The following is a 20,579-nucleotide window of genomic DNA, read 5'->3' as shown; positions in this document are numbered from 1 at the left end:
TCAGGGTTCCTGATCAGAAATAAAAACCGGAGCACTCTAAACCAGTAACACTCCATTTTTATGTCTGTGCCGATCAGGGATGTTTCAGGCCGGCGGGGAAGGCTCAGCCCAGTTCGCTGATGTAGGTACCGGTGCCGTCGAGGATGTTTTTCAGCGTCTGCTCGACTTCCGCGAGGTCGGAAGCGGCGGTCGCGTGCAGGATCTCGAGGTGATCGTCGCCGTTCAAGGCATCGGCATCGCCGGGGGCGATTTCGATCAGCAGGCGCGTGGCACTCAAGGTGACCTTGACGCCGTCGAGGGTGGAAGGCTCGCCATCGAGGGTGATCTCCAATTCATCCTCGTCGGGATAGCGGGTCATCAGGAACATCTCCCCCTTGTCGCTATGGCAGCAAAGCATGGCCATGTCGTCTTCTTCATCGTCGCAAGGGTTGGCAATGAGATGGGCGGTACTGAGCTGCATGGCGGAGTGTCCTGTCTGGGCGGGGAAGTGGCGGTATTTTGCCTGCATTCGGGATATTTTTCAGGAACAGGTGATTGCAAGGCTTGAATCGGGCCCTGGCCTTGCTCCGACGGATGATCGGGCCATGTAGGATATTTCCTGGCGCAAACTTTATTGATTCCATATTGGCTTCGGATTTCTCGTATATACCTGTCATTTCTGACAGTAGACGATGTCATCCGAAGTCTTGATAATCGTCGCCAAGCCGAGTTCCAGCGTTGTCCGGTTCAAGATTTTTCATAAATCTTATGGCGGAGGAATAAGGCCTTGAAAGTCTCGATCCTGATGTGCACCTACAATGGCCAACGTTTTCTGGCCGAACAGATCAACTCCTTTGAGCGTCAAAGTCACTCCAACTGGAGTCTGGCTGTTTCTGACGACGGTTCCCATGATGCGACGCTGGAGATAATCCAGGATTGTGCCAGTAGTTGGCCAGTAGAGCGCCTTAAAGTATTCTCCGGTCCGAGGCAGGGTTTTGTCGCCAACTTCCTGTCATTGACCTTTCGTCCTGAAGTTCAGGCGGATTTTTATGCCTGGTCGGATCAGGACGATATCTGGAATGAAGACAAGCTCGAAACGGCACTGATGTGGCTGCAAGATGTTCCTTCTCACGTACCGGCGCTTTATTGCGGGCGCACCCAGTTGATCAGTGAGTTGGGAATAGGCGCCGGCCAGTCTCCCAGGTTTTGTCGGCCACCAAAGTTCGCCAATGCGTTGGTACAGAGTATTGGTGGTGGCAATACAATGGTATTTAACCATGCTGCCCGAGAACTTCTACGGGAGGCGGGTTCCCATATATCCATCCCTTCCCATGACTGGTGGGCCTATCAACTGGTATCCGGTGCCGAGGGCGGCGTGGTCTTCTACGACCCGCAACCCAAGACTCTCTACCGTCAGCACAAGGCCAATCTGGTCGGCAGCAATGCCGGTTGGTGGGCTCGTCTTTATCGCGTGCGCATGCTGGTGCACGGCCGTTTTCATGAATGGAACAGACAGAATATCCGTGCGCTGGAACTGATGAGTCATCGCTTGAACAAAGAAAGTGTCGAAGTGCTTTCGAGTTTCAAAAGTGCCAGGGAACAACCTCTCTTTCATCGGCTTGCCGGTATCAGGCGCTCCGGTGTGTACCGACAGACGCTCGGTGGCAATCTCGGATTGATGTTCGCGACCTTGATCAGAAAAGTCTGATCACTCGTTACAGGCGCGTTGTTTTTGGCTGTTTTCTTAAGGCCGGTTTCTTGCTTTTTCATATCAGGAGTGTCGATTGAATGTATGAGATCACGGACGACGATAGGCGTATGCCGGGAACCAGGTTGGGTGGCCGCGCATTGCAAGGTCTCGCTGGAGGGCTGTTCGATGTCCTCTGATGTTGCGATTTGTGCCGAGGGCCTCAGCCATTGTTATACGATCTACAACAAACCCAGTGATCGGCTGTTGCAAATGTTGCCGTTGGGAAAAAATTGTCGCCATAGAGAATTCTGGGCACTGAAGAATCTCTCTTTCGAGATAAAAAAGGGCGAAACCGTTGGTGTTATCGGTAAAAAAGGGGCCGGCAAGTCAACTTTGTTGCAACTGATTTATGGGACCTTGAGCCCGACCTCCGGAGTTCTCCGTGTGCAGGGACGTGTTGCGGTATTACTGGAGTTGGGGGCCGGTTTCAATGCCGAGTGCAGTGGGCGTGAAAATATCTATATGGCGGCTTCGCTGTATGGATTGAGTCTTGAGGAAATCAATCTGCGCTTTTCCGCGATAGCCGCGTTTGCCGATATTGGCGGGCTTATGGAACAGCCCCTCATGACCTACACGAGCGAGATGTGCGTGCGCCTGGCTTTTGCGGTGAGTGCTCACGTGGATGCCGATATTCTGCTGGTCGACGAAACACTGTCCCTGGGCAACGCCGGTTTTTTGCAGAAGTGCATGCATTTCATGCATAGGTTCAAGCAAGACCATTCGCTTGTTTTTGTCAGTCACGATATGGATGCGGTCATCAGTCTGTGTGATCGGGTGATTTGGCTGGAGGGTGGGCAGGAAAAGCAGGTGGGGCCATCCAGGGCGGTCTGTGAGTCTTACCTGGACGATGTATCTGGCTCGATGAAAACCGAACAGGGGTCGTCTTCGGACGTTCATGGCGATGGGCGCGATACTCCGCAGTGGCGTGACCTGCACGCCGGCACGATCAAGTCGCATGATCTGGAAGTCTCCCGGTTCGACCCGCAGGCTCCTGGCGCGCAAGCATTTGGTGGGGACGAGGCAAGGATCGTCGACGTCAGGCTCAACGATGCTTCGGGTGTCGGCGTGACCTGGATGCTGGCTGGCGAGCGTGTGACGCTCGAAGTCAACGCGCAGACGTCCATTGTTCTGCAAAGCCCCATTATCGGTTTTTTTCTCAAGGATCACTTGGGGCAGACCCTGTTCGGCGACAACACCTATGGCTATCAGGCCGGTCGGGAGCGTGCAGTGCCTGCAGGTTCGACGTTGTTGGCCAGGTTCGAATTCTCCATGCCATGGCTGGCCAAGGGAGACTATGTCATCCAGGTCGCCATCGCCGACGGCGAGCAACACGATCACAAGCAACTTCACTGGTGCCACGAAGCACTGTTGATCAGGTCGAATCACGATCCTGTCGCGAGCGCAATCAATGGCATTCCTCTTATCGATAAAAGTCTCGATGTGACGGGCCGGTAAGCGGCCCTATGCACCGAGTCCCGGGGTTTCCAGGCAGGAGTCTTTATGAAAGTGTTGGTTGATGCAATCAATCCCCATGCCAGACGCCCGGCAAGTCTGCGAGAGCTGATTGCCAGCGTATTGCGCAATAAACAACTGATCTGGCAGATGACGAAGAGAGAGGTGGTCGGGCGCTATAAAGGTTCCACGATGGGCTTGGCGTGGTCGTTTTTCAATCCCGTTGTCATGCTGCTGATCTACACGTTCGTCTTCTCCGAAATATTCAAGGTTCGCTGGGGCGGCACGGGTACCGAGGACAGCAAGACCCAGTTTGCAGTCATATTGTTCGTCGGAATGATTGTTCAGGGGATCTTTGCTGAAGTTTTCACCCGGTCACCGGGATTGATTGTCGCCAATGTGAACTATGTCAAAAAAGTGGTTTTCCCCTTGGAAATACTTTCCGTCATAGCGATGGGCACTGCATTGTTTCACGGAGTTGTAAGCCTTCTTGTGCTGTTGATTGCGTTCTTCGTGTTCAATGGTTTTGTTCATTGGACGGTTGTATTTATGCCGATCGTTATTTTTCCCTTGGTTGTCCTGATACTGGGATTTTCTTGGTTTCTGGCTTCATTGGGTGTGTTTGCGCGGGACACGGGACAGCTTGCGGTGATCATTACCACGGTCCTGACATTTTTATCCCCGATATTTTATCCGATCTCCGCGGTGCCCGAAGGATTCAGGCCATGGATGATGGCCACGCCCCTGACTTTCATCATCGAGCAGTCCAGGGCGGTACTCATATGGGGGCGAATGCCTGACTGGACTGGACTGGCCCTCTATATGTCGGTGGCAACGGCTTTCGCCTGGGCGGGTTTTGCCTGGTTTCAGAAAACGAGAAAAGGTTTCGCCGATGTCCTATGAGCAGATTGCCATACGGGTCTTGAATGTCAGCAAGCGCTATGAAGTCTATAAAGCACCCCTGGATCGCCTGAAGCAGTTTGTCCTGCCCCGTATCGGATTTCGCAAACAGGAGGGCGCTCCTCATAATTATTTCAATGAGTTCTGGGCGCTGCGCAATGTTTCCTTTGAAATCAAGCGTGGCGAAACCATTGGCGTGATCGGTCGTAATGGCAGCGGGAAGTCCACATTGTTGCAAATGATCTGTGGGACGCTCAGTCCCACCGGTGGAGAGATAGAGACACGTGGTCGGGTTGCCGCTTTGCTGGAACTGGGGTCCGGTTTCAATCCCGAGTTTACCGGGCGCGAAAACGTCTATTTGAATGCCGCAATCCTGGGTTTGACCAAGGGAGAAATAGAAAGCCGCTTTTCGGATATCGAGTCATTTGCCGACATCGGGGATTTTCTGGATCAGCCGGTAAGGACCTATTCCAGCGGCATGCTGGCGAGGCTGGCTTTCTCGGTCGCAGTCCAGGTTGATCCCGATATTCTGGTTGTCGACGAAGCGCTCAGTGTTGGCGACATGGCTTTCCAGGAGAAATCCTTCACGCGGATGAAAAAAATCCGTGAAGGCGGTACCTCTATCCTGTTTGTCTCGCATTCCACGCCGGCGGTTCGCAATTTCTGCGACAGAGCCATCTGGCTGGACAGGGGAAGTGTCCGGGCAATCGGTGAGCGTCAGGGCGTATGTGATAGCTATCAGGCGGAGATGGAACAGGCGATTCGCCAGGGCAATGCGCCCTTGCAAGCCCCGGAAAGTGGAAAACCGCCGGTTTCAATCTTCAAACCGAAAGCCAGGACAATCGAGATCGAGTCGGTTATCGCTGATAGACAAGTTTACAAAATGGGCGATGAAATACGTGTTGAAATAAAATTGCGGTTTGCCGGTGTGCCGCCTGTATATGGTATCGGCCTGATCATTTATGACGCTGACGAAAAAGTGGTGACAATTTTCAGCACCCTGAGAGACGATATATTTTTCTCTCAAGCCAATGAGAGCGTTTCTCTGGTTATCAGGAATAATAATTTTGTTCCTGGATCTTATCGTGGCGTGCTCTCTGTTTCGGATGAGCATGGGATGTTCTCATACGACAAACTGGAATCGTGCTTTAAGTTTGATATCAAGATGGAAAGAAGCTCGCGAGGCTTGGCAAAAGTCGACGGTGTGTTGAGGTCCGATCATGAGTGGACCAACAGTGCCTGTTGGGAGCTCAATAGCAGCGAACGCTTGTGGATACGGCCCGGGCTGCCGGCGAAAGCTGATTGTCGAGTACCGCTGCTGGTACTGCTCCGGGTGCGCAATGAAGAGCTTGTTCTCCCGGATACGCTCGATCACCTCTCGACGTTCGCTGATTATATCTGTGTCTATGAAGATGCCAGCAATGATGGCACCCGTGAGTTGTTGAAATCGTGCGAGAAGGTTGTATTGATCGTGGAGAACGATCAGTGGCTGTCCGGCGCCGATAATCGACTGTTGTCTGAAACCCGACATCGGGGATTATTGCTGGAAATGGCACGACGGCATTTCGAGTTTTGCTGGTGCATGTGCTGTGACGCGGATGAACGATATATCGGGCGCATCCGGGAGTACGTGACATCATCATTGGATTGCAAGCCCGAGGCAGTCAGGATCCAGCTGTTTGACGCCTATATGAGTCGAGGAGATGACGCTCCGTATATGCCCGGAACACCACTCTTGAATTTCAGACGCCTGTTTGGCGTGGAGCGGCGGGACATACTCATGCTCTGGCAGAATCGTGAAACGGTGAAGTTTGTCGGGTTGGATGCCAGGGAGCCCGTGGTCACTGGTCGTATCGATGTCAATTTTTTCTGCCAGCATTACGGTAAAAGTCTTTCGTATGAGCACTGGGATGCCACCTGCGACTACTACAGTACTCACTTTCCCTGGGTGCCCTATGGAGAAAAATGGTCAAAGCGCAAAGGGCGGGCGCTTCATGAACTGTCTGATTTTGATGGTGAGTTACAGGCGTGGAGTGGTGCGCTATTCGAAAACTCAATAAAGATCAACTGATATGAAATGCACTGAATTCAAGGGGCAAAAGGCGCTGGTCGCGTGTTCCCGATTGGTGGATTTTGCGGGTGCCGAGATGGCAACCCTGGAAGTTGCCGCAGCCTTGGCGGACCTCGGGTATGAGGTTGTGCTCGCGGCGATGGAGGTGGGTGGTTTCATCGAGGCCGAGCTGAACGCGAAAGGGCTGTATTTTGTCGATCTTTCCGTTGTCAGTCTGGCCGACAAGGACTTTGACCTTGTATGGGTCAGCCATTATGTGGTGGCGTATCATTTATTGGTGCGTGACCGGATTTCGGCCAGGCATGCTTTCTATTCTTCCTTGTCTCATTTCGAACCGCTCGAAACACCGCCGCTGCCGAATATACTTTTTTCACAGTACCTTGTTCATTCTCAGGAAAATTTCGAGCATTTTTCCGCGCGCTATCCTCACCTCGTTGACCGTCTCGGTATTTTTCCCAACGCCGCACCCGCAGAGTATTTTGAGGTAATCAGGCATTCGGCCCGGCCCGAACTTCGGTCCATAGGGATTGTTTCAAATCATGCTCCCGATGAAGTTCTTGAACTGTTGGCATTGCTCGAAAACCGTGGCATCAATGTCGAGCTGATTGGCCTTCAGGGGACACCGAAAAGAGTGACCCCTGAATTGATCCGTCAGTACGACGCTGTCATCAGTATCGGGAAAACTGTGCAGTATTGTCTGGCTGCTGGTATCCCCGTCTATTGCTACGATCGTTTTGGTGGCCCCGGCTGGATCACCAGCAGTCATTTTGAGATGGCATTCGCAAAAAACTTCTCAGGTCGATGTACGCCCAGAAAGCTTTCAGCAGCTCAGATCATTGAAGAGATGGTCGCCGGGTACGAAGCGACTTTGGCGCAGTCCCGTTCGTTGAGGGACCTTGCTCTTGATCGGTTTTCGCTCAAGCGGAATTTGATAGCGGTTCTTGACCAGTGCAAGAGCTTTCCTTTGCTCAGGAAGTTTTCCAAAACTGAAATCGAGATATTGTCCAGGGAGTCAGAAGTCTTTCTGGCACAACGACGGGTGATAAAAAACTACCAACAGGCTGTCGCTGAACGCGATGCCCGACTGGCAAACATCAACCCATCTGAAGCTGAGCAAGACGTGGTGGATAGGGATGTGAACAAGGTATTGATCGCACGTGAAGCCCAGGTCGAGCTCTTGAATACCGAACTCTCGAATTGTGTAGGTCGGGTGGCCCGGTTGGAGGGGGAGCTCGAGAGCTGTTCTTCCAATATGGAAACATTCAACATGACCCGGGCGGATTGGGAAGCCAAGCTGGCCGCAGCCCCTGTTCGCACGGCAAAACAGGAAGAAAAGGCGCCTCATGCCAATCTGGACTCCAAAGGACAGCGAGCGCGGCTGGCAGTTTCCAATGGCTTGCTTTGTGAGCAAGAGGCCAGGATCGCCCGGCTGAGTGACGAATTGGCCTTGGCCAATCAGGAGCTACAGGATGCTTCATATTCCAGGAGGCAAGTGACGCAGGAGTCGACTCGGCGGATTGCCGAACTTGAGAGACTGTTGGCGTTGTCGCGTCAAGAGTTGATGTCGACACTCGATTCGACCAGTTGGAAAATCACTGCCCCATTCCGGCGCCTTGGGCGGTGGTGCAGGCTGCAAGCGGCCTATATGAAGGTGCTACTGGATAATTCGGTTTTTGTATTGCGCCAGCAAGGTGTTGTGCCATTTGTACGCAGGGCAACCGGCTTTCTGCTGCGTTGGCGACAAAGGAAGACGGCGTCGCTGAAACTGGCGAGATTCAACAAGGCTGAAAGCTCCGTGTTGGCGGTGGATGCGCCTTTGGTTTCGTTTGTCATCCCTATCTATGATCGGGTCGAGGTGTTGCGTGAAGCGGTGAATTCGGCCCTGGCCCAGACGCAACAGGTCTTCGAGGTCATTCTGGTTGCCGATGGTTCTCCCCTTCAGACCTTGACGGTGATCGAGGAGTTTCGCGACAACCCATTGGTCAGGATCTTCAAGTTCCCCACCAGTTCGGGCAACGCTGTGCGAGGTCGAAACAAGGGGATTCTTGAAGCGAAAGGTAAATACATCGCTTTCCTCGACAGTGACGATATCGCTGCCGTCGATCGCCTGGAGGTTTGCCTGCCGGTCTTGGAAAGTGGCGTGGATGTGGTCTATGGCGGTTGGCGCGCGTTACTGGATGGCACTCGCGCAATCGATGGATTGGTCAATGGTCAGGTGGTCTATAGCCCCGATTGCAGCCTGGAGATGCTGGAGAAAACCTGTGTGCCTTGCCAAAGCACCGTCATGGTCAGGCGAGATACGCTTCTGCGCTGTGGGTTACTGAAACATCGGATGGAATACAGGGAAGACCATGAGTTATGGCTGCGGCTTGCCTATCATGGCGCGAAATTCAAGGCCATTCCCTATGTTCTCACCGATCTGCGCTTGCATGCCGGCAACAATGAACTGAACTTCAAGAACGACGATAGCCACTGGCAATCCCTGCTCAGGGACGAATACCGCAAAAAGGGGCCCAGCCCCAAGAAAATCGCCTTTCTCCTGGCCGGCTTGGGTATATCCGGGGGCGCAGCCGTCGCGCTGAAGCATGTCAGCCTGCTGCTTGACGAAGGTCACGATGCTTTCGTGATTGATCTTGGCGGACAGGGAGATATCGATTGGTATGGAAATCCTGCGATCCGCGTGTACCGGCTGAATGAGTTATCAGCCTGTGGGATTGATAACATCGACATGCTTTTTGCGACGTTCTGGACCACCGTCGAATGGCTTGAAAAAATTCCGGCTGGAAGAAAGCTGTACCTGGTTCAGTCGGATGAGCGACTTTTTTATGAAGATCCCGCATTGAAACGTCGCGTCGCACAAACCTATGGCAAGGATATCGAATATATCGGCATTGCGAATTGGATCGTTGATTTCCTGCGGGACGAGTTTGGGCGTTCGGTCGTTTATCTTCCCAATGGCATTGATGCTGCTCTGTTTTATCCGGATGTTCCGCTATCAGAAAAGAACCCGCAGTGCCCGCGTGTTCTGATCGAGGGACCTGTTTCCGTTCCTTTCAAGGGGGTAGCGGATGCATACGCCGCGGTCAGCGAGCTCGATTGTGAGTTGTGGGTCGTCAGCAGTGACGGTGTTCCGGAGCCGCATTGGCGCGTCGATCGTTTTTTCCAGAAGGTCAGGCAGGAGGATATGCGCAGGATTTACTCGTCGTGCGACATTCTGCTGAAGATGAGCAGGATAGAGAGCTTTGCCTACCCACCGCTGGAGGCCATGGCCTGTGGCTGCTCCGTTGTCGTCATGGAGGTGAAGGGCGGGATTGAGTATGCGGTGGATGGAGAAAATGTGTTGAAGGTGGGCTCCGGCGACGTGTTGGCCGCGAGATCGGCTGTCAGGAGGCTGATGGATGACGATGGCTTGCGTGACAGGTTGAGAAATTCCGGCTTCAGGACGGTAAGGAACTGGAGCTGGGAGCCGGCAAGAAAGGTCTTGTCGCAATTGACCGAGTCCTGAGTCGATCAGGCACGCTTCTGTCCTGCTTCGGTCGCGACATGGCGGGGCGGGCAACCCGCTCCGTACCGGGCTGAAACGCATCGTTTCCCCCTGCGCTACCTGCCAATGTCCGAATATGTCGCAGCGCCGCAAGCACGGGCGTTCGCCCACTCGTTAAGCTGCGCAACGGATAGTTTTCTCCCCGTGCCCGGCCTGTAGAATCGGCGGCGGCCCCCGAAGAAGCTAATCTTCGAACGTGAATGTGACCCCTGGGTCGCGGCCAGCTTCATCAACCTGTCACTCTGCACTGCCCAGATATACCCTGCAGAGTGATGCAGGACCCCTTTTTACGGGGAAAACGCGCGACGCTTCTCTCTATAACAAGCCCAAGCGGAGTACCACAGATGGCGTTCTTCACCGCAGCCAGCAAAGCCGACTTCCAGCATCAACTGCAAGCGGCACTGGCGCAGCACATCAGCGAACAGGCACTGCCACAAGTGGCGTTGTTTGCTGAACAGTTCTTCGGCATCATTTCCCTGGACGAGCTGACCCAGCGTCGGCTCTCCGATCTCGCCGGCTGCACCCTGTCGGCCTGGCGCCTGCTGGAGCGCTTCGATCACGCCCAGCCACAAGTCCGGGTCTACAACCCCGACTACGAACGCCATGGCTGGCAGTCGACCCACACCGCCGTCGAAGTCCTGCACCACGACCTGCCATTCCTGGTGGATTCGGTGCGTACAGAACTCAACCGCCGCGGCTACAGCATCCATACCCTGCAAACCACCGTGCTCAGCGTGCGCCGTGGCAGCAAGGGCGAACTGCTCGAAATCCTGCCAAAAGGCACCCAGGGCGAGGGGATTCTTCACGAATCGCTGATGTACCTGGAGATCGACCGTTGTGCCAACGCCGCCGAACTGAACGTGCTGTCAAAAGAACTGGAACAGGTTCTGGCGGAAGTCCGGGTCGCGGTCGCTGACTTCGAGCCGATGAAGGCCAAGGTCCAGCAGTTGATCGAAGGCATCGACAACAGCCAGTTCGCCATCGAAGCTGATGAAAAAAGCGAGATCAAGAGTTTCCTGGAATGGCTGGTGGGCAACCACTTCACCTTCCTCGGCTACGAAGAGTTCGTGGTCCGTGACGACCAGAACGGCGGTCACATCGAATATGACCAGAATTCCTTCCTCGGCCTGACCAAGCTGCTGCGTGCCGGCCTCACCGCCGATGACCTGCGCATCGAAGACTACGCCGTGAACTACCTGGCCGAGCCGACCCCGCTGTCGTTCGCCAAGGCCGCGCACCCGAGCCGCGTGCATCGCCCGGCCTACCCGGATTTCGTTTCGGTGCGGGTGATCGACGCCGACGGCAAGGTGGTCAAGGAATGCCGCTTCATGGGTCTCTACACCTCGTCGGTGTATGGCGAAAGCGTGCGCGTGATTCCGTATATCCGCCGCAAGGTCGAGGAAATCGAACACCGCTCCGGCTTCCAGTCCAAGGCCCACCTGGGCAAGGAACTGGCCCAGGTGCTCGAAGTGCTGCCGCGCGACGACCTGTTCCAGACGCCGGTGGACGAGCTGTTCAGCACCGTGATGTCGATCGTGCAGATCCAGGAACGCAACAAGATCCGCGTCTTCCTGCGCAAAGACCCGTACGGTCGCTTCTGCTACTGCCTGGCCTATGTGCCGCGTGACATCTACTCCACCGAAGTGCGCCAGAAGATCCAGCAAGTGCTGATGGATCGCCTGAAAGCCACCGACTGCGAGTTCTGGACTTTCTTCTCCGAGTCCGTGCTGGCCCGTGTACAACTGATTCTGCGGGTCGATCCGAAGAACCGCCTGGACATCGATCCGGTCCTGCTGGAAAAAGAAGTGGTCCAGGCCTGCCGCAGTTGGCAGGACGACTACGCCAGCCTGGTGGTCGAGAGCTTCGGCGAAGCCCACGGCACCAATGTGCTGTCGGACTTCCCGAAAGGCTTCCCGGCCGGTTACCGCGAGCGTTTCGCCGCGCATTCGGCCGTGGTCGACATGCAGCACCTGCTGAGCCTGACCGAAGCCAACCCGCTGGTCATGAGCTTCTACCAGCCGCTGGGCCAGGTGTCCGGCCAGCGCGAGCTGCATTGCAAGCTCTACCACGCCGATACCCCGCTGGCACTGTCCGATGTCCTGCCGATCCTGGAAAACCTCGGCCTGCGCGTACTGGGCGAGTTCCCGTATCGCCTGCGTCACAGCAACGGTCGCGAGTTCTGGATCCATGACTTCGCCTTCACCGCTGCCGAAGGCCTGGACCTGGATATCCAGCAACTGAACGATACCCTGCAGGACGCCTTCGTCCACATCGTCCGTGGCGATGCCGAGAACGATGCGTTCAACCGCCTGGTGCTCACCGCCGGCCTGCCATGGCGCGACGTGGCGCTGCTGCGTGCCTACGCCCGCTACCTGAAGCAGATCCGCCTGGGCTTCGACCTGGGTTACATCGCCAGCACCCTGAACAACCACACCGATATCGCCCGCGAACTGACCCGGTTGTTCAAGACCCGCTTCTACCTGGCCCGCAAGCTGAGCGCCGACGACCTCGACGACAAGCAACTGCGCCTGGAGCAGGCGATCCTGACCGCCCTGGACGACGTCCAAGTCCTGAACGAAGACCGCATCCTGCGTCGCTACCTCGACCTGATCAAGGCAACCCTGCGGACCAACTTCTACCAGACCGACGCCAACGGCCAGAACAAGTCGTACTTCAGCTTCAAGTTCAACCCGCACGCGATCCCCGAGCTGCCCAAGCCGGTGCCGAAATTCGAGATCTTCGTCTATTCGCCACGGGTCGAGGGTGTGCACCTGCGCTTCGGCAACGTCGCCCGCGGTGGCCTGCGCTGGTCGGACCGCGAGGAAGACTACCGCACCGAAGTCCTGGGCCTGGTAAAAGCCCAGCAAGTGAAGAACTCGGTCATCGTGCCGGTGGGCGCGAAGGGCGGCTTCCTGCCGCGTCGCCTGCCCCTGGGCGGCAGCCGTGACGAGATCGCGGCCGAAGGTATCGCCTGCTACCGCATCTTCATCTCCGGCCTGCTGGACATCACCGACAACCTCAAGGACGGCGCCCTGGTGCCGCCGGCCAACGTCGTGCGTCATGACGACGATGACCCGTACCTGGTGGTAGCGGCGGACAAGGGCACCGCGACCTTCTCCGACATCGCCAACGGCATTGCCATCGACTACGGTTTCTGGCTCGGCGACGCCTTCGCTTCCGGCGGCTCGGCCGGCTACGACCACAAGAAGATGGGCATTACCGCCAAGGGCGCGTGGGTGGGCGTACAGCGTCACTTCCGCGAGCGCGGCATCAACGTCCAGGAAGACAGCGTCACCGTGGTTGGTGTCGGCGACATGGCCGGCGACGTGTTCGGCAACGGCCTGTTGATGTCCGACAAGCTCAAGCTGGTCGCGGCCTTCAACCACCTGCACATCTTCATCGACCCGAACCCGGAGCCGGCTTCCAGCTTCGCCGAGCGCCAGCGCCTGTTCGACCTGCCGCGTTCGGCCTGGTCCGACTACGACACCAGCATCATGTCCGAAGGCGGCGGTATCTTCTCGCGCAGCGCGAAGAGCATCGCGATCTCCCCGCAGATGAAAGAGCGCTTCGACATCAGCGCCGACAAGCTGACCCCGACCGAACTGCTCAACGCCTTGCTCAAGGCGCCGGTGGACCTGTTGTGGAACGGCGGTATCGGTACCTACGTCAAGGCCAGCAGCGAAAGCCACGCCGATGTCGGCGACAAGGCCAACGATGCACTGCGCGTGAACGGTAACGAACTGCGCTGCAAGGTGGTGGGCGAGGGCGGCAACCTGGGCATGACCCAGCTCGGTCGCGTCGAGTTCGGCCTCAATGGCGGCGGTTCCAACACCGACTTCATCGACAACGCCGGTGGCGTGGACTGTTCCGACCACGAAGTGAATATCAAGATCCTGCTCAACGAAGTGGTGCAGGCTGGCGATATGACCGACAAGCAGCGCAACCAGCTGCTGGCCAGCATGACCGACGAGGTCGGTGGCCTGGTGCTCGGCAACAACTACAAGCAGACCCAGGCCCTGTCCCTGGCAGCCCGTCGTGCCTACGACCGGATCGCCGAGTACAAGCGCCTGATGAACGACCTGGAAGGCCGTGGCAAGCTGGACCGCGCCATCGAGTTCCTGCCGTCGGAAGAGCAGCTTGTGGAGCGTGTGGCGGCCGGCCAGGGCCTGACCCGTGCCGAACTGTCGGTGCTGATCTCCTACAGCAAGATCGACCTCAAGGCTGCCTTGCTCGACTCCAAGGTGCCGGACGACGAGTACCTGACCCGCGACATGGAAACCGCGTTCCCGCCGACGCTGGTGAGCAAGTTCGCCGATGCCATGCGTCGTCACCGTCTGAAGCGTGAAATCGTCAGTACCCAGATCGCCAACGACCTGGTCAACCACATGGGCATCACCTTCGTGCAGCGCCTGAAGGAGTCCACCGGCATGAGCCCGGCGAATGTCGCCGGTGCCTATGTCATCGTGCGTGACATCTTCCACCTCCCGCACTGGTTCCGTCAGATCGAGGCCCTGGACTACAAGGTCTCGGCCGAGACCCAACTGGAACTGATGGACGAACTGATGCGCCTGGGCCGTCGCGCCACGCGCTGGTTCCTGCGCAGCCGTCGCAACGAGCAGGATGCCGCCCGTGACGTCGCGCACTTCGGTCCGCACCTGGCAGCCCTGGGCCTCAAGCTCGACGAACTGCTGGAAGGTCCGACCCGCGAAGTCTGGCAGACCCGCTACCAGGCCTATGTCCAGGCCGGTGTACCGGAGTTGCTGGCGCGCATGGTGGCCGGTACCACGCACCTGTACACCCTGTTGCCGATCATCGAAGCGGCCGATGTCACCGGTCACGACGCCGCCGAAGTGGCCAAGGCCTACTTCGCGGTGGGCAGTGCCCTGGACCTGACCTGGTATTCCCAGCAGATCAGCGACCTGCGTGTCGGCAACAACTGGCAGGCCCAGGCCCGCGAAGCGTTCCGCGACGATGTCGACTGGCAGCAGCGGGCGATCACCATCTCCGTGTTGAAACTGGCCGACGCGCCGGAAGACATGGAAGCCCGCGTAGCCCTGTGGCTGGAGCAGAACGCGAGCATGGCCGATCGCTGGCGTGCAATGCTGGTGGAAATCCGTGCCGCCAGCGGCACCGACTACGCCATGTACGCAGTGGCCAACCGTGAGTTGATGGACCTGGCAATGATTGGTCAATCCGTACTCGCATAGCCTGGAACAAGTGGTAACTGAAAGCCCCGACTCGTGAGAGTCGGGGCTTTTTTATTGATGGCGGTACAAGCGTATTTGCACTTTATGAAAGGAGTTTGCGATCAGCCGAAAAGCTGTTTGCTGGTTTGGTTGTGGGAGGGCGTTAATAGATATTTCATGGGTGGATAATATAGATGGAAGGAGTGCGGAAGCGATTGGCTATTTGAACTTTTTATCAGGGCGATGAAGATTAGTATAAGGAGATTGAGGTTATTCAAGGTTTCTGCTTTTGAAACATCGAATGTTGCTGTGGTACTTGATGGTGAGGGCTATCATGCCCTGGTGGCCAGCCGGCTGCCGGCCTGGTTGAAGGATGCACCCTTCGCGACCCGTAGCGCTTACGCCGACAGCCTGCGGCGCCATCAGTCGGACAAGGCTCGCCTGGCGTCGTATCTACGCGGTTTGCAAAGCCCGGAGGCGTTTGCCGCGCCGCTTCTGCAAGGCGCCCTGGACAAGGAATTCGGCCCGGGCCTGGACGTGCATGAGGACCAGCTCAGGCATGTTCACATACTGGCGGCGCAAACACTGTCCACACCCTATCAGCAACGGTTGACGCAACAAACACTGTTGCAGGCCGCATTGCAGAACTTCGAAGAGAGTGAAACGACCTACTTTGGTTTCGATAGAGGCTCGCAGATATTGCGCAAGACTTCAGGCGTGTTGCTGAAGGAGTTTACGCCGCGGGTATTTGCCCGGTTATGTCGCGAGCTGGACCTGGGCGGTAAATATAAAGAGCATATCGAGTCTTTCCTGTTACGCAAGAATGCCTCCGGGCAACGCGATGACGAGTTTCGTCGATTGTTCATGACCAACGAAATCTCCGAGTTGGCGCTCCAGGCCGATATTGCCGTGATGAAAGGGCATATCGACGACTCGGCCTACCGGATGCTCAAGCAGTGGGTCGGCGGCAACGCCAGTCCCCTCTGGAGCCTGCATGCCGTGCAGTTTCATGAAATCAAGATGCTCGATGTGCGCATCCCTGACGGTGGCTATCGGGGGGCCTTGCTCAAGGGCGTCCTGTTGATCCGTTTCGACGTCCCGAGCAGTGGTGAATCCTGTCCCTGTGTGGTGTACCTGTCCGGTGATGGCGAACAGGCGCTCAAGCAGTATTCGAGCCTGGCGGCCTTCGAGGATGATCTCCGGCGCCGGCTGCGTGACCCGGGGTATCGGCACGAGTTTCGGCGCTACCTTCATCTGCGTTCTCAACCGGTGTTTTTCACCGTGCTGAACGAACGCCTGAATCCCGTGAGTGGCGAAACCGGCCGGCGGGTGCCTGATGAGCAGGCACGCTTGCAGTTGCAGCTTGCCCGGATCACCGGCGATCCCTTTTTCGAGCTCTATGCGCAGCACACCGACAAGATGCTCGATGATGCCCGGTTACTGGCGGTGTCGACGGGCGCGGAGGACAAGAAGACCCGCAGCGCCCGTTGGCATGCCTTCCTGGATTGGGGCGTCAACCTGCTGTTTTTCGTGCCGGGCCTGGGCGAGGCGATGCTGGCGGTGGCTGCGGCCCAGATGCTGGTCCAGGTCTACGAAGGCATCGAGGCGTGGGACCACGACGACAAAAAGCAGGCCGTACTGGCCTTTCTCGGTGTGGTGCTGAACCTGGAACTCGGCGCCTTTATACAGGCCTTGGCCCGCAATACCGAGGCGACGGCTTTTATCGACAGCCTCAAGCAGGTCAGGCTGGCGGACGGTGACACCCGCTTATGGAAAGCCGACCTTGCCCCCTATCGACAGGCTCTGGCCCTGCCCGAAGGCCTCAGGCCCGACGCGTCGGGCCTGCACACGCGCAATGCCAGTACTTATCTATCGCTGGACGGGGACTACTACCGGCTCAGTCCCACTCGTGTCAGCCATGAGTATCGCGCCGAGCATCCCACCCGCACGACCTATTCGCCGCTGTTCAGTCACAACGGCTCGGGCGCCTGGACCCATGAGCTGGAGGAGCCGTTGCAGTGGGATGCGTTCAAGCTGTTTGCACGCCTGGGACCCGAAGTGGCGGACTTTTCCCCGGAACAGGCGACCCGGATCATGACCATCAGCGGCGTGGAGGCCGATCAGTTGCGGCCGGTGTACCTGGATCAGATGAGCTGCCCGGCGCTGCTCAACGACACGGTGCAGCGCTTCCGGATCGATGCGGACATCCAGCGGTTTATCGACACCGGTACGACCAATGGTGGCGTGGTCGATTGGCATATCCAGGAACAGTTGCTGGAAGCCTTGTGGCCGCCGACCCGGGTGTTGCGGTTCGTCAATGGCGAAGGGCGGGTGCTGAAGGAATACGGTCCGCCGGACAAGGCGCGGTTGCCGGTGGTGACCGTGACCGAAGCCCAGATCCATGACGCCGAACTGCTCCAGGTGGTGTTGCAGGGGCTTGACCGGGAAGAGGTCGATACATTGCTCGGGCGCCAGCCGGGCCAGGCGCGATTGACCGATGCCGAACAACTGACGGCGCTGAACCGGCGGCTTGCCGACGAGGCCCGCAACCAGCGCAGCGCGCTGTTCGAGGCCTATTACCAATTTCGCAGCCGGTCGCGCAATGCCTTTGCCGCCTTGTTCAAGCGTGATTTCCCCAACCTGCCGACGATGATTGCCGATGAGTTGACCGGTGCGGCCAACAGCTATGAGGTGGCGTCGCTGGAGGCGGGCAGGGTGCCGTTGCGGCTGGCGGAAGAAAGTCGCCGGTATGCGCAGCAGGTCCGTATCGCCCGGGCCTATGAGGGGCTTTTCATCGAGTCTTCGGTCAGCCTGGATGCCGACCGGTTGTTCCTGCATTCACTGGAGAACCTGCCGGGCTGGTCGGAAAACCTGCGCGTCGAACTGTATGAGCCTGCCGAGCTGGCACCGGGCGGGCGACGCCTGCTCGACAGCCTGGGACCGACCTCCGACACGCCGCTGGCGTTGCTGCGCACGTCGGGGGGCTATGTGATCGAAGGGCAGCCCCGGCCTGGCGATCTCCAGATGGCGCTGTTGCAGGCGCTGCCGGATAACCGGCTCCAGGCACTGGGCTTTTCGCGCACCACTGCCCCGGAGCTGTTCAGGCAGGCGGTGGCACGTCACCTGGAGTTGTCGCGCCCACGCGTTCGCTCGTTGCTGGACATGCAGGCGATCAAGCCCGGATTCAGGTCGCCCATGCGTTTGAGCGATGGCCGGATCGGTTATCCGCTCGGCGGTCGGCAGGGTGTGCATAGGGTGTCGCCGAGTCATCTGCAACTGCTGGTGGACAAGCTCTATCCCGGCCAGGACGTGGAGGTGGTCCGCCAGTTCCTGACAGTTGAAGGGGCGGATGACGGGGTTTTCCTGAGGGCCCTCAAGAAACGGCAGGACGAATACCATCGCCTGAAACTGATGCTGGAATACTGGCGGCTCGACGGTGAGTACGAGCGTGGCAGCAGCGGCGGCTGGCTGGTCAACAAGGCGGCCAAGTCACGGGTGGTGGAGCGGATCCGCAGGTGCTGGCGCCGGGAGTCGCCGCCGCTGCTCGATGCCGGCGGCCAGCCGTTGGGGCATGAACTGGACCTGTCGGGCGAACGCCTGCTGAAGTTGCCGGAACTCGAAGAGGGCAGTTTCGATCATGTGGTCTCGTTGAAGCTGACCCTGGTCGGGCAGCGCGATCGCCGCGACCTCGATACCTTTCTCAAGTGTTTCACCCAGTTGCGCGAGTTGCAGATATCCGGGGGCAGGCTCACGCGGCTGCCGGTCGGCATTGGCGAGATGAGTGAGTTGCGCAGGCTGCAACTCAACGGCAACCGGATCGTCTGGACCGTGACGCTGGGGCAGCAACTGCGCAGTCTGAAACGCCTGAGGCGACTGAACCTGGACGGCAATCCCCTGGGGATGTTCAGCGCCAGCGGGATGCCCAGGCTGCAAGGGCTCCAGTTGCAGCGTACGGGGTTGTCCATCTGGCCCCTCGGGGCCCTGGACCTGCTCGATCTGGCCGTGCTGGACCTGCAGGGAAACCGCCTGACCTCGATCCCCTGGAGCTTCTACAGCCTGAGCAGTCGCAGGATGAGAACGGTATTGCTATACGGCAATCCCTTCGATGCGCCGACACGCTATGCGATCGCCCAGTTCATTGACCGTCCCTCGATACGCTTCACCCTGCCGGAGGACACGGGCGTCCTGGAGCAGGGGGTGCCGAAGCTGATGCCGGTCGTGGAAAACTGGCTGAACAGCAGTATCCCGGTTGCCGAACAGGAACGGCTAAGGACCTTGTGGAGCCTGATGGTCGATGAGCCGGGCAGCCAGACGTTCCTGGAGTCGATTGCCGCGCTGCGTTACTCGGCCGACTATCGCGTCGAATACCGGGATCAGTTGATCCGGCGGGTCTGGCGGATGATCGAGGCGGCAGTGGCCGACACCCGCTTGCGTCAGCTCCTGTTCGACTGGACGAGCGACCTGGAAACCTGTGCCGATGGCTTTACAGAGGTGTTCAGCCGCCTGGGCGGCGAGGTCCTGCTCTACGAGGCGCAGCAACTGGCGGATGATGCCAGGGAAACGGCATACACGCGGCTCGCCCTGGGGCGCTCGCGCCTGGCTCGACTGAACGATATCGCCAAGGTCGAAACCGCCAGCCAGGAGATCACCCGGGCCGGCCATATCGAGGACGCCAGGACGCAGGCCGTCGCGACGGCCAGCGGGCTGGGCCTGAGCGAGGCCGAAATCGAGGCGGCGGGGCAGGTGGCGGCCGCGGCTGCTGACGAGCGCTCGCCCCATGTCGATGAGGTCGAGATCTACCTGGCCTACCGTGTCGATCTCGCCAAGCGCCTGGCGCTGCCCTGGCAGCCCCTGACCATGCTGTATCGCGGCGCCAGCAATGTGACCCGGGACATGACCCGGGAAGCGGGCGATCGCATCCTGGCTGCCGAGAACGTACCCGGCAGGCAGGTCGAATTGCTGCTTGAACAACCGCTCTGGAGGGATTACCTGGAGACCCTGCCCGAGACGCAACGGCATGCGGTCGTCGCGCAGGAACAGTTGCAGGCCCTGGAAGAACTGCGCGAGGCGCTGGAAGGCCTGGCGCGGCAGCCGCAGGCCTCGGCCGGGGAAATCGCCGGCTGGACCGCGACGGTGAAGCAGGGAGCGAGTGTCCTGGGGATCGCCGAGGCGGATATTCCCGTTGGCCGGGAAATGGACGATAGCGTCTATGAGCAGGCGCTGGAAGCGATCGATCGCGAACGAAAAGCCGGGGAAGTGCGGATCACCCAGCAGGCACTGGACCGTGCCCAGGCGCCCGAAAGCCCGGATCCGTGAAGCCCGCCCCTTGAAAGCAGCCGTAGCTATACCGGATCGGGACGGGCCGCCAAGGGGCCTGGCTCAGCTATCGGTGGGTCAGATCCCCATATTGCCGAGGGCCTGGACGATATTGCGCAAGGTGCCGGCGATGGCCGGGTGTTCGAGTTCGAAGCGCTCGACCGCCAGGTTGACGCCGTCGGCCACACTGCTGTCCTGGGTCGCGGTTTCCAGTTTCAACTGCAGTTCGATCTGGCGCATCAGGTCCTGCAGGTTTTCACGTTCGGCTTCGGACAGCGGTGGATTCTGCTCAAGTTGCTCGCGCAGGGTATCGAGTTGTTCTTGCAGTTCGCGGGCAGGCATGGTGGTTTCCTTCTATGGATAGTCTCTGGCATAGACCTT

At 58.2% G+C, this 20,579-nt stretch carries 9 protein-coding genes and 1 pseudogene; 8 read left to right on the top strand and 2 right to left on the bottom strand.

Annotated features, from left to right (window positions below; all coding sequences use genetic code 11):
• Positions 1-103: 103 nt before the first annotated feature.
• Positions 104-460 carry a hypothetical protein gene (locus KI243_RS21320; protein WP_017127867.1) on the bottom strand — a complete coding sequence of 119 codons (357 nt, stop codon included), beginning with the start codon at positions 458-460 and terminating at the stop codon, positions 104-106.
• A 306-nt stretch (positions 461-766) separates the two neighbouring features.
• Here KI243_RS21320 and KI243_RS21315 point away from each other — a divergent pair, with 306 nt between their 5' ends.
• The 8 genes and pseudogenes from KI243_RS21315 to KI243_RS21285 all read left to right on the top strand — a co-directional run bounded on the left by KI243_RS21315 (position 767) and on the right by KI243_RS21285 (position 20,198).
• Positions 767-1,687, top strand: a complete 921-nt coding sequence (locus tag KI243_RS21315) for a glycosyltransferase family 2 protein (protein WP_280529432.1) — start codon at positions 767-769, stop codon at positions 1,685-1,687.
• A gap of 168 nt (positions 1,688-1,855) precedes the next feature.
• On the top strand, positions 1,856-3,184 hold the full coding sequence (locus tag KI243_RS21310) for a Wzt carbohydrate-binding domain-containing protein (protein ID WP_178990712.1): 1,329 nt from the start codon (positions 1,856-1,858) through the stop codon (positions 3,182-3,184).
• A 45-nt stretch (positions 3,185-3,229) separates the two neighbouring features.
• A complete protein-coding gene (locus tag KI243_RS21305) occupies positions 3,230-4,084 on the top strand; it encodes an ABC transporter permease (protein WP_244861763.1) in 855 nt (284 codons plus the stop codon).
• A pseudogene (locus KI243_RS32950) lies at positions 4,074-4,820 on the top strand (ABC transporter ATP-binding protein); the annotation flags it as partial. The gene KI243_RS21305 and the pseudogene KI243_RS32950, both read left to right, overlap by 11 nt.
• 9 nt (positions 4,821-4,829) lie before the next feature.
• Entirely contained in the window at positions 4,830-6,152 is a 1,323-nt protein-coding gene (locus tag KI243_RS32945) for a glycosyltransferase family 2 protein (protein WP_348529745.1), read from the top strand.
• Position 6,153: 1 nt separating this feature from the next.
• Positions 6,154-9,657 (top strand): glycosyltransferase, encoded by a 3,504-nt coding sequence (locus KI243_RS21295; RefSeq protein WP_244861762.1) that lies wholly within the window; start codon positions 6,154-6,156, stop codon positions 9,655-9,657.
• Between the two features lie 383 nt (positions 9,658-10,040).
• Positions 10,041-14,903 (top strand): NAD-glutamate dehydrogenase, encoded by a 4,863-nt coding sequence (locus KI243_RS21290; RefSeq protein WP_212809885.1) that lies wholly within the window; start codon positions 10,041-10,043, stop codon positions 14,901-14,903.
• Positions 14,904-15,191: 288 nt separating this feature from the next.
• Entirely contained in the window at positions 15,192-20,198 is a 5,007-nt protein-coding gene (locus KI243_RS21285; RefSeq protein ID WP_212809884.1) for a DUF6543 domain-containing protein, read from the top strand.
• A 78-nt stretch (positions 20,199-20,276) separates the two neighbouring features.
• On the opposite strand, the gene KI243_RS21280 is transcribed toward KI243_RS21285, so the two are convergent.
• The gene (locus tag KI243_RS21280) at positions 20,277-20,540 is read right to left on the bottom strand and encodes a DUF4404 family protein (protein ID WP_177086790.1); all 264 of its coding nucleotides are present in this window, start codon (positions 20,538-20,540) and stop codon (positions 20,277-20,279) included.
• Between the last annotated feature and the right edge of the window lie 39 nt (positions 20,541-20,579).

This window comes from Pseudomonas sp. Ost2, assembly GCF_018326065.1.
Lineage (GTDB): Bacteria > Pseudomonadota > Gammaproteobacteria > Pseudomonadales > Pseudomonadaceae > Aquipseudomonas > Aquipseudomonas gingeri.
This window is presented reverse-complemented; position numbering and strand designations above follow the sequence as displayed.

What these genes read in the sequence shown, in the direction of transcription:
- KI243_RS21320 (WP_017127867.1), bottom strand. Translation starts at nt 460, where the DNA reads ATGCAGCTCAGTACCGCCCATCTCATTGCCAACCCTTGCGACGATGAA.
- KI243_RS21310 (WP_178990712.1), top strand. Translation starts at nt 1,856, where the DNA reads ATGTCCTCTGATGTTGCGATTTGTGCCGAGGGCCTCAGCCATTGTTAT.
- KI243_RS21305 (WP_244861763.1), top strand. Translation starts at nt 3,230, where the DNA reads ATGAAAGTGTTGGTTGATGCAATCAATCCCCATGCCAGACGCCCGGCA.
- KI243_RS32945 (WP_348529745.1), top strand. Translation starts at nt 4,830, where the DNA reads ATGGAACAGGCGATTCGCCAGGGCAATGCGCCCTTGCAAGCCCCGGAA.
- KI243_RS21295 (WP_244861762.1), top strand. Translation starts at nt 6,154, where the DNA reads ATGAAATGCACTGAATTCAAGGGGCAAAAGGCGCTGGTCGCGTGTTCC.
- KI243_RS21290 (WP_212809885.1), top strand. Translation starts at nt 10,041, where the DNA reads ATGGCGTTCTTCACCGCAGCCAGCAAAGCCGACTTCCAGCATCAACTG.
- KI243_RS21280 (WP_177086790.1), bottom strand. Translation starts at nt 20,540, where the DNA reads ATGCCTGCCCGCGAACTGCAAGAACAACTCGATACCCTGCGCGAGCAA.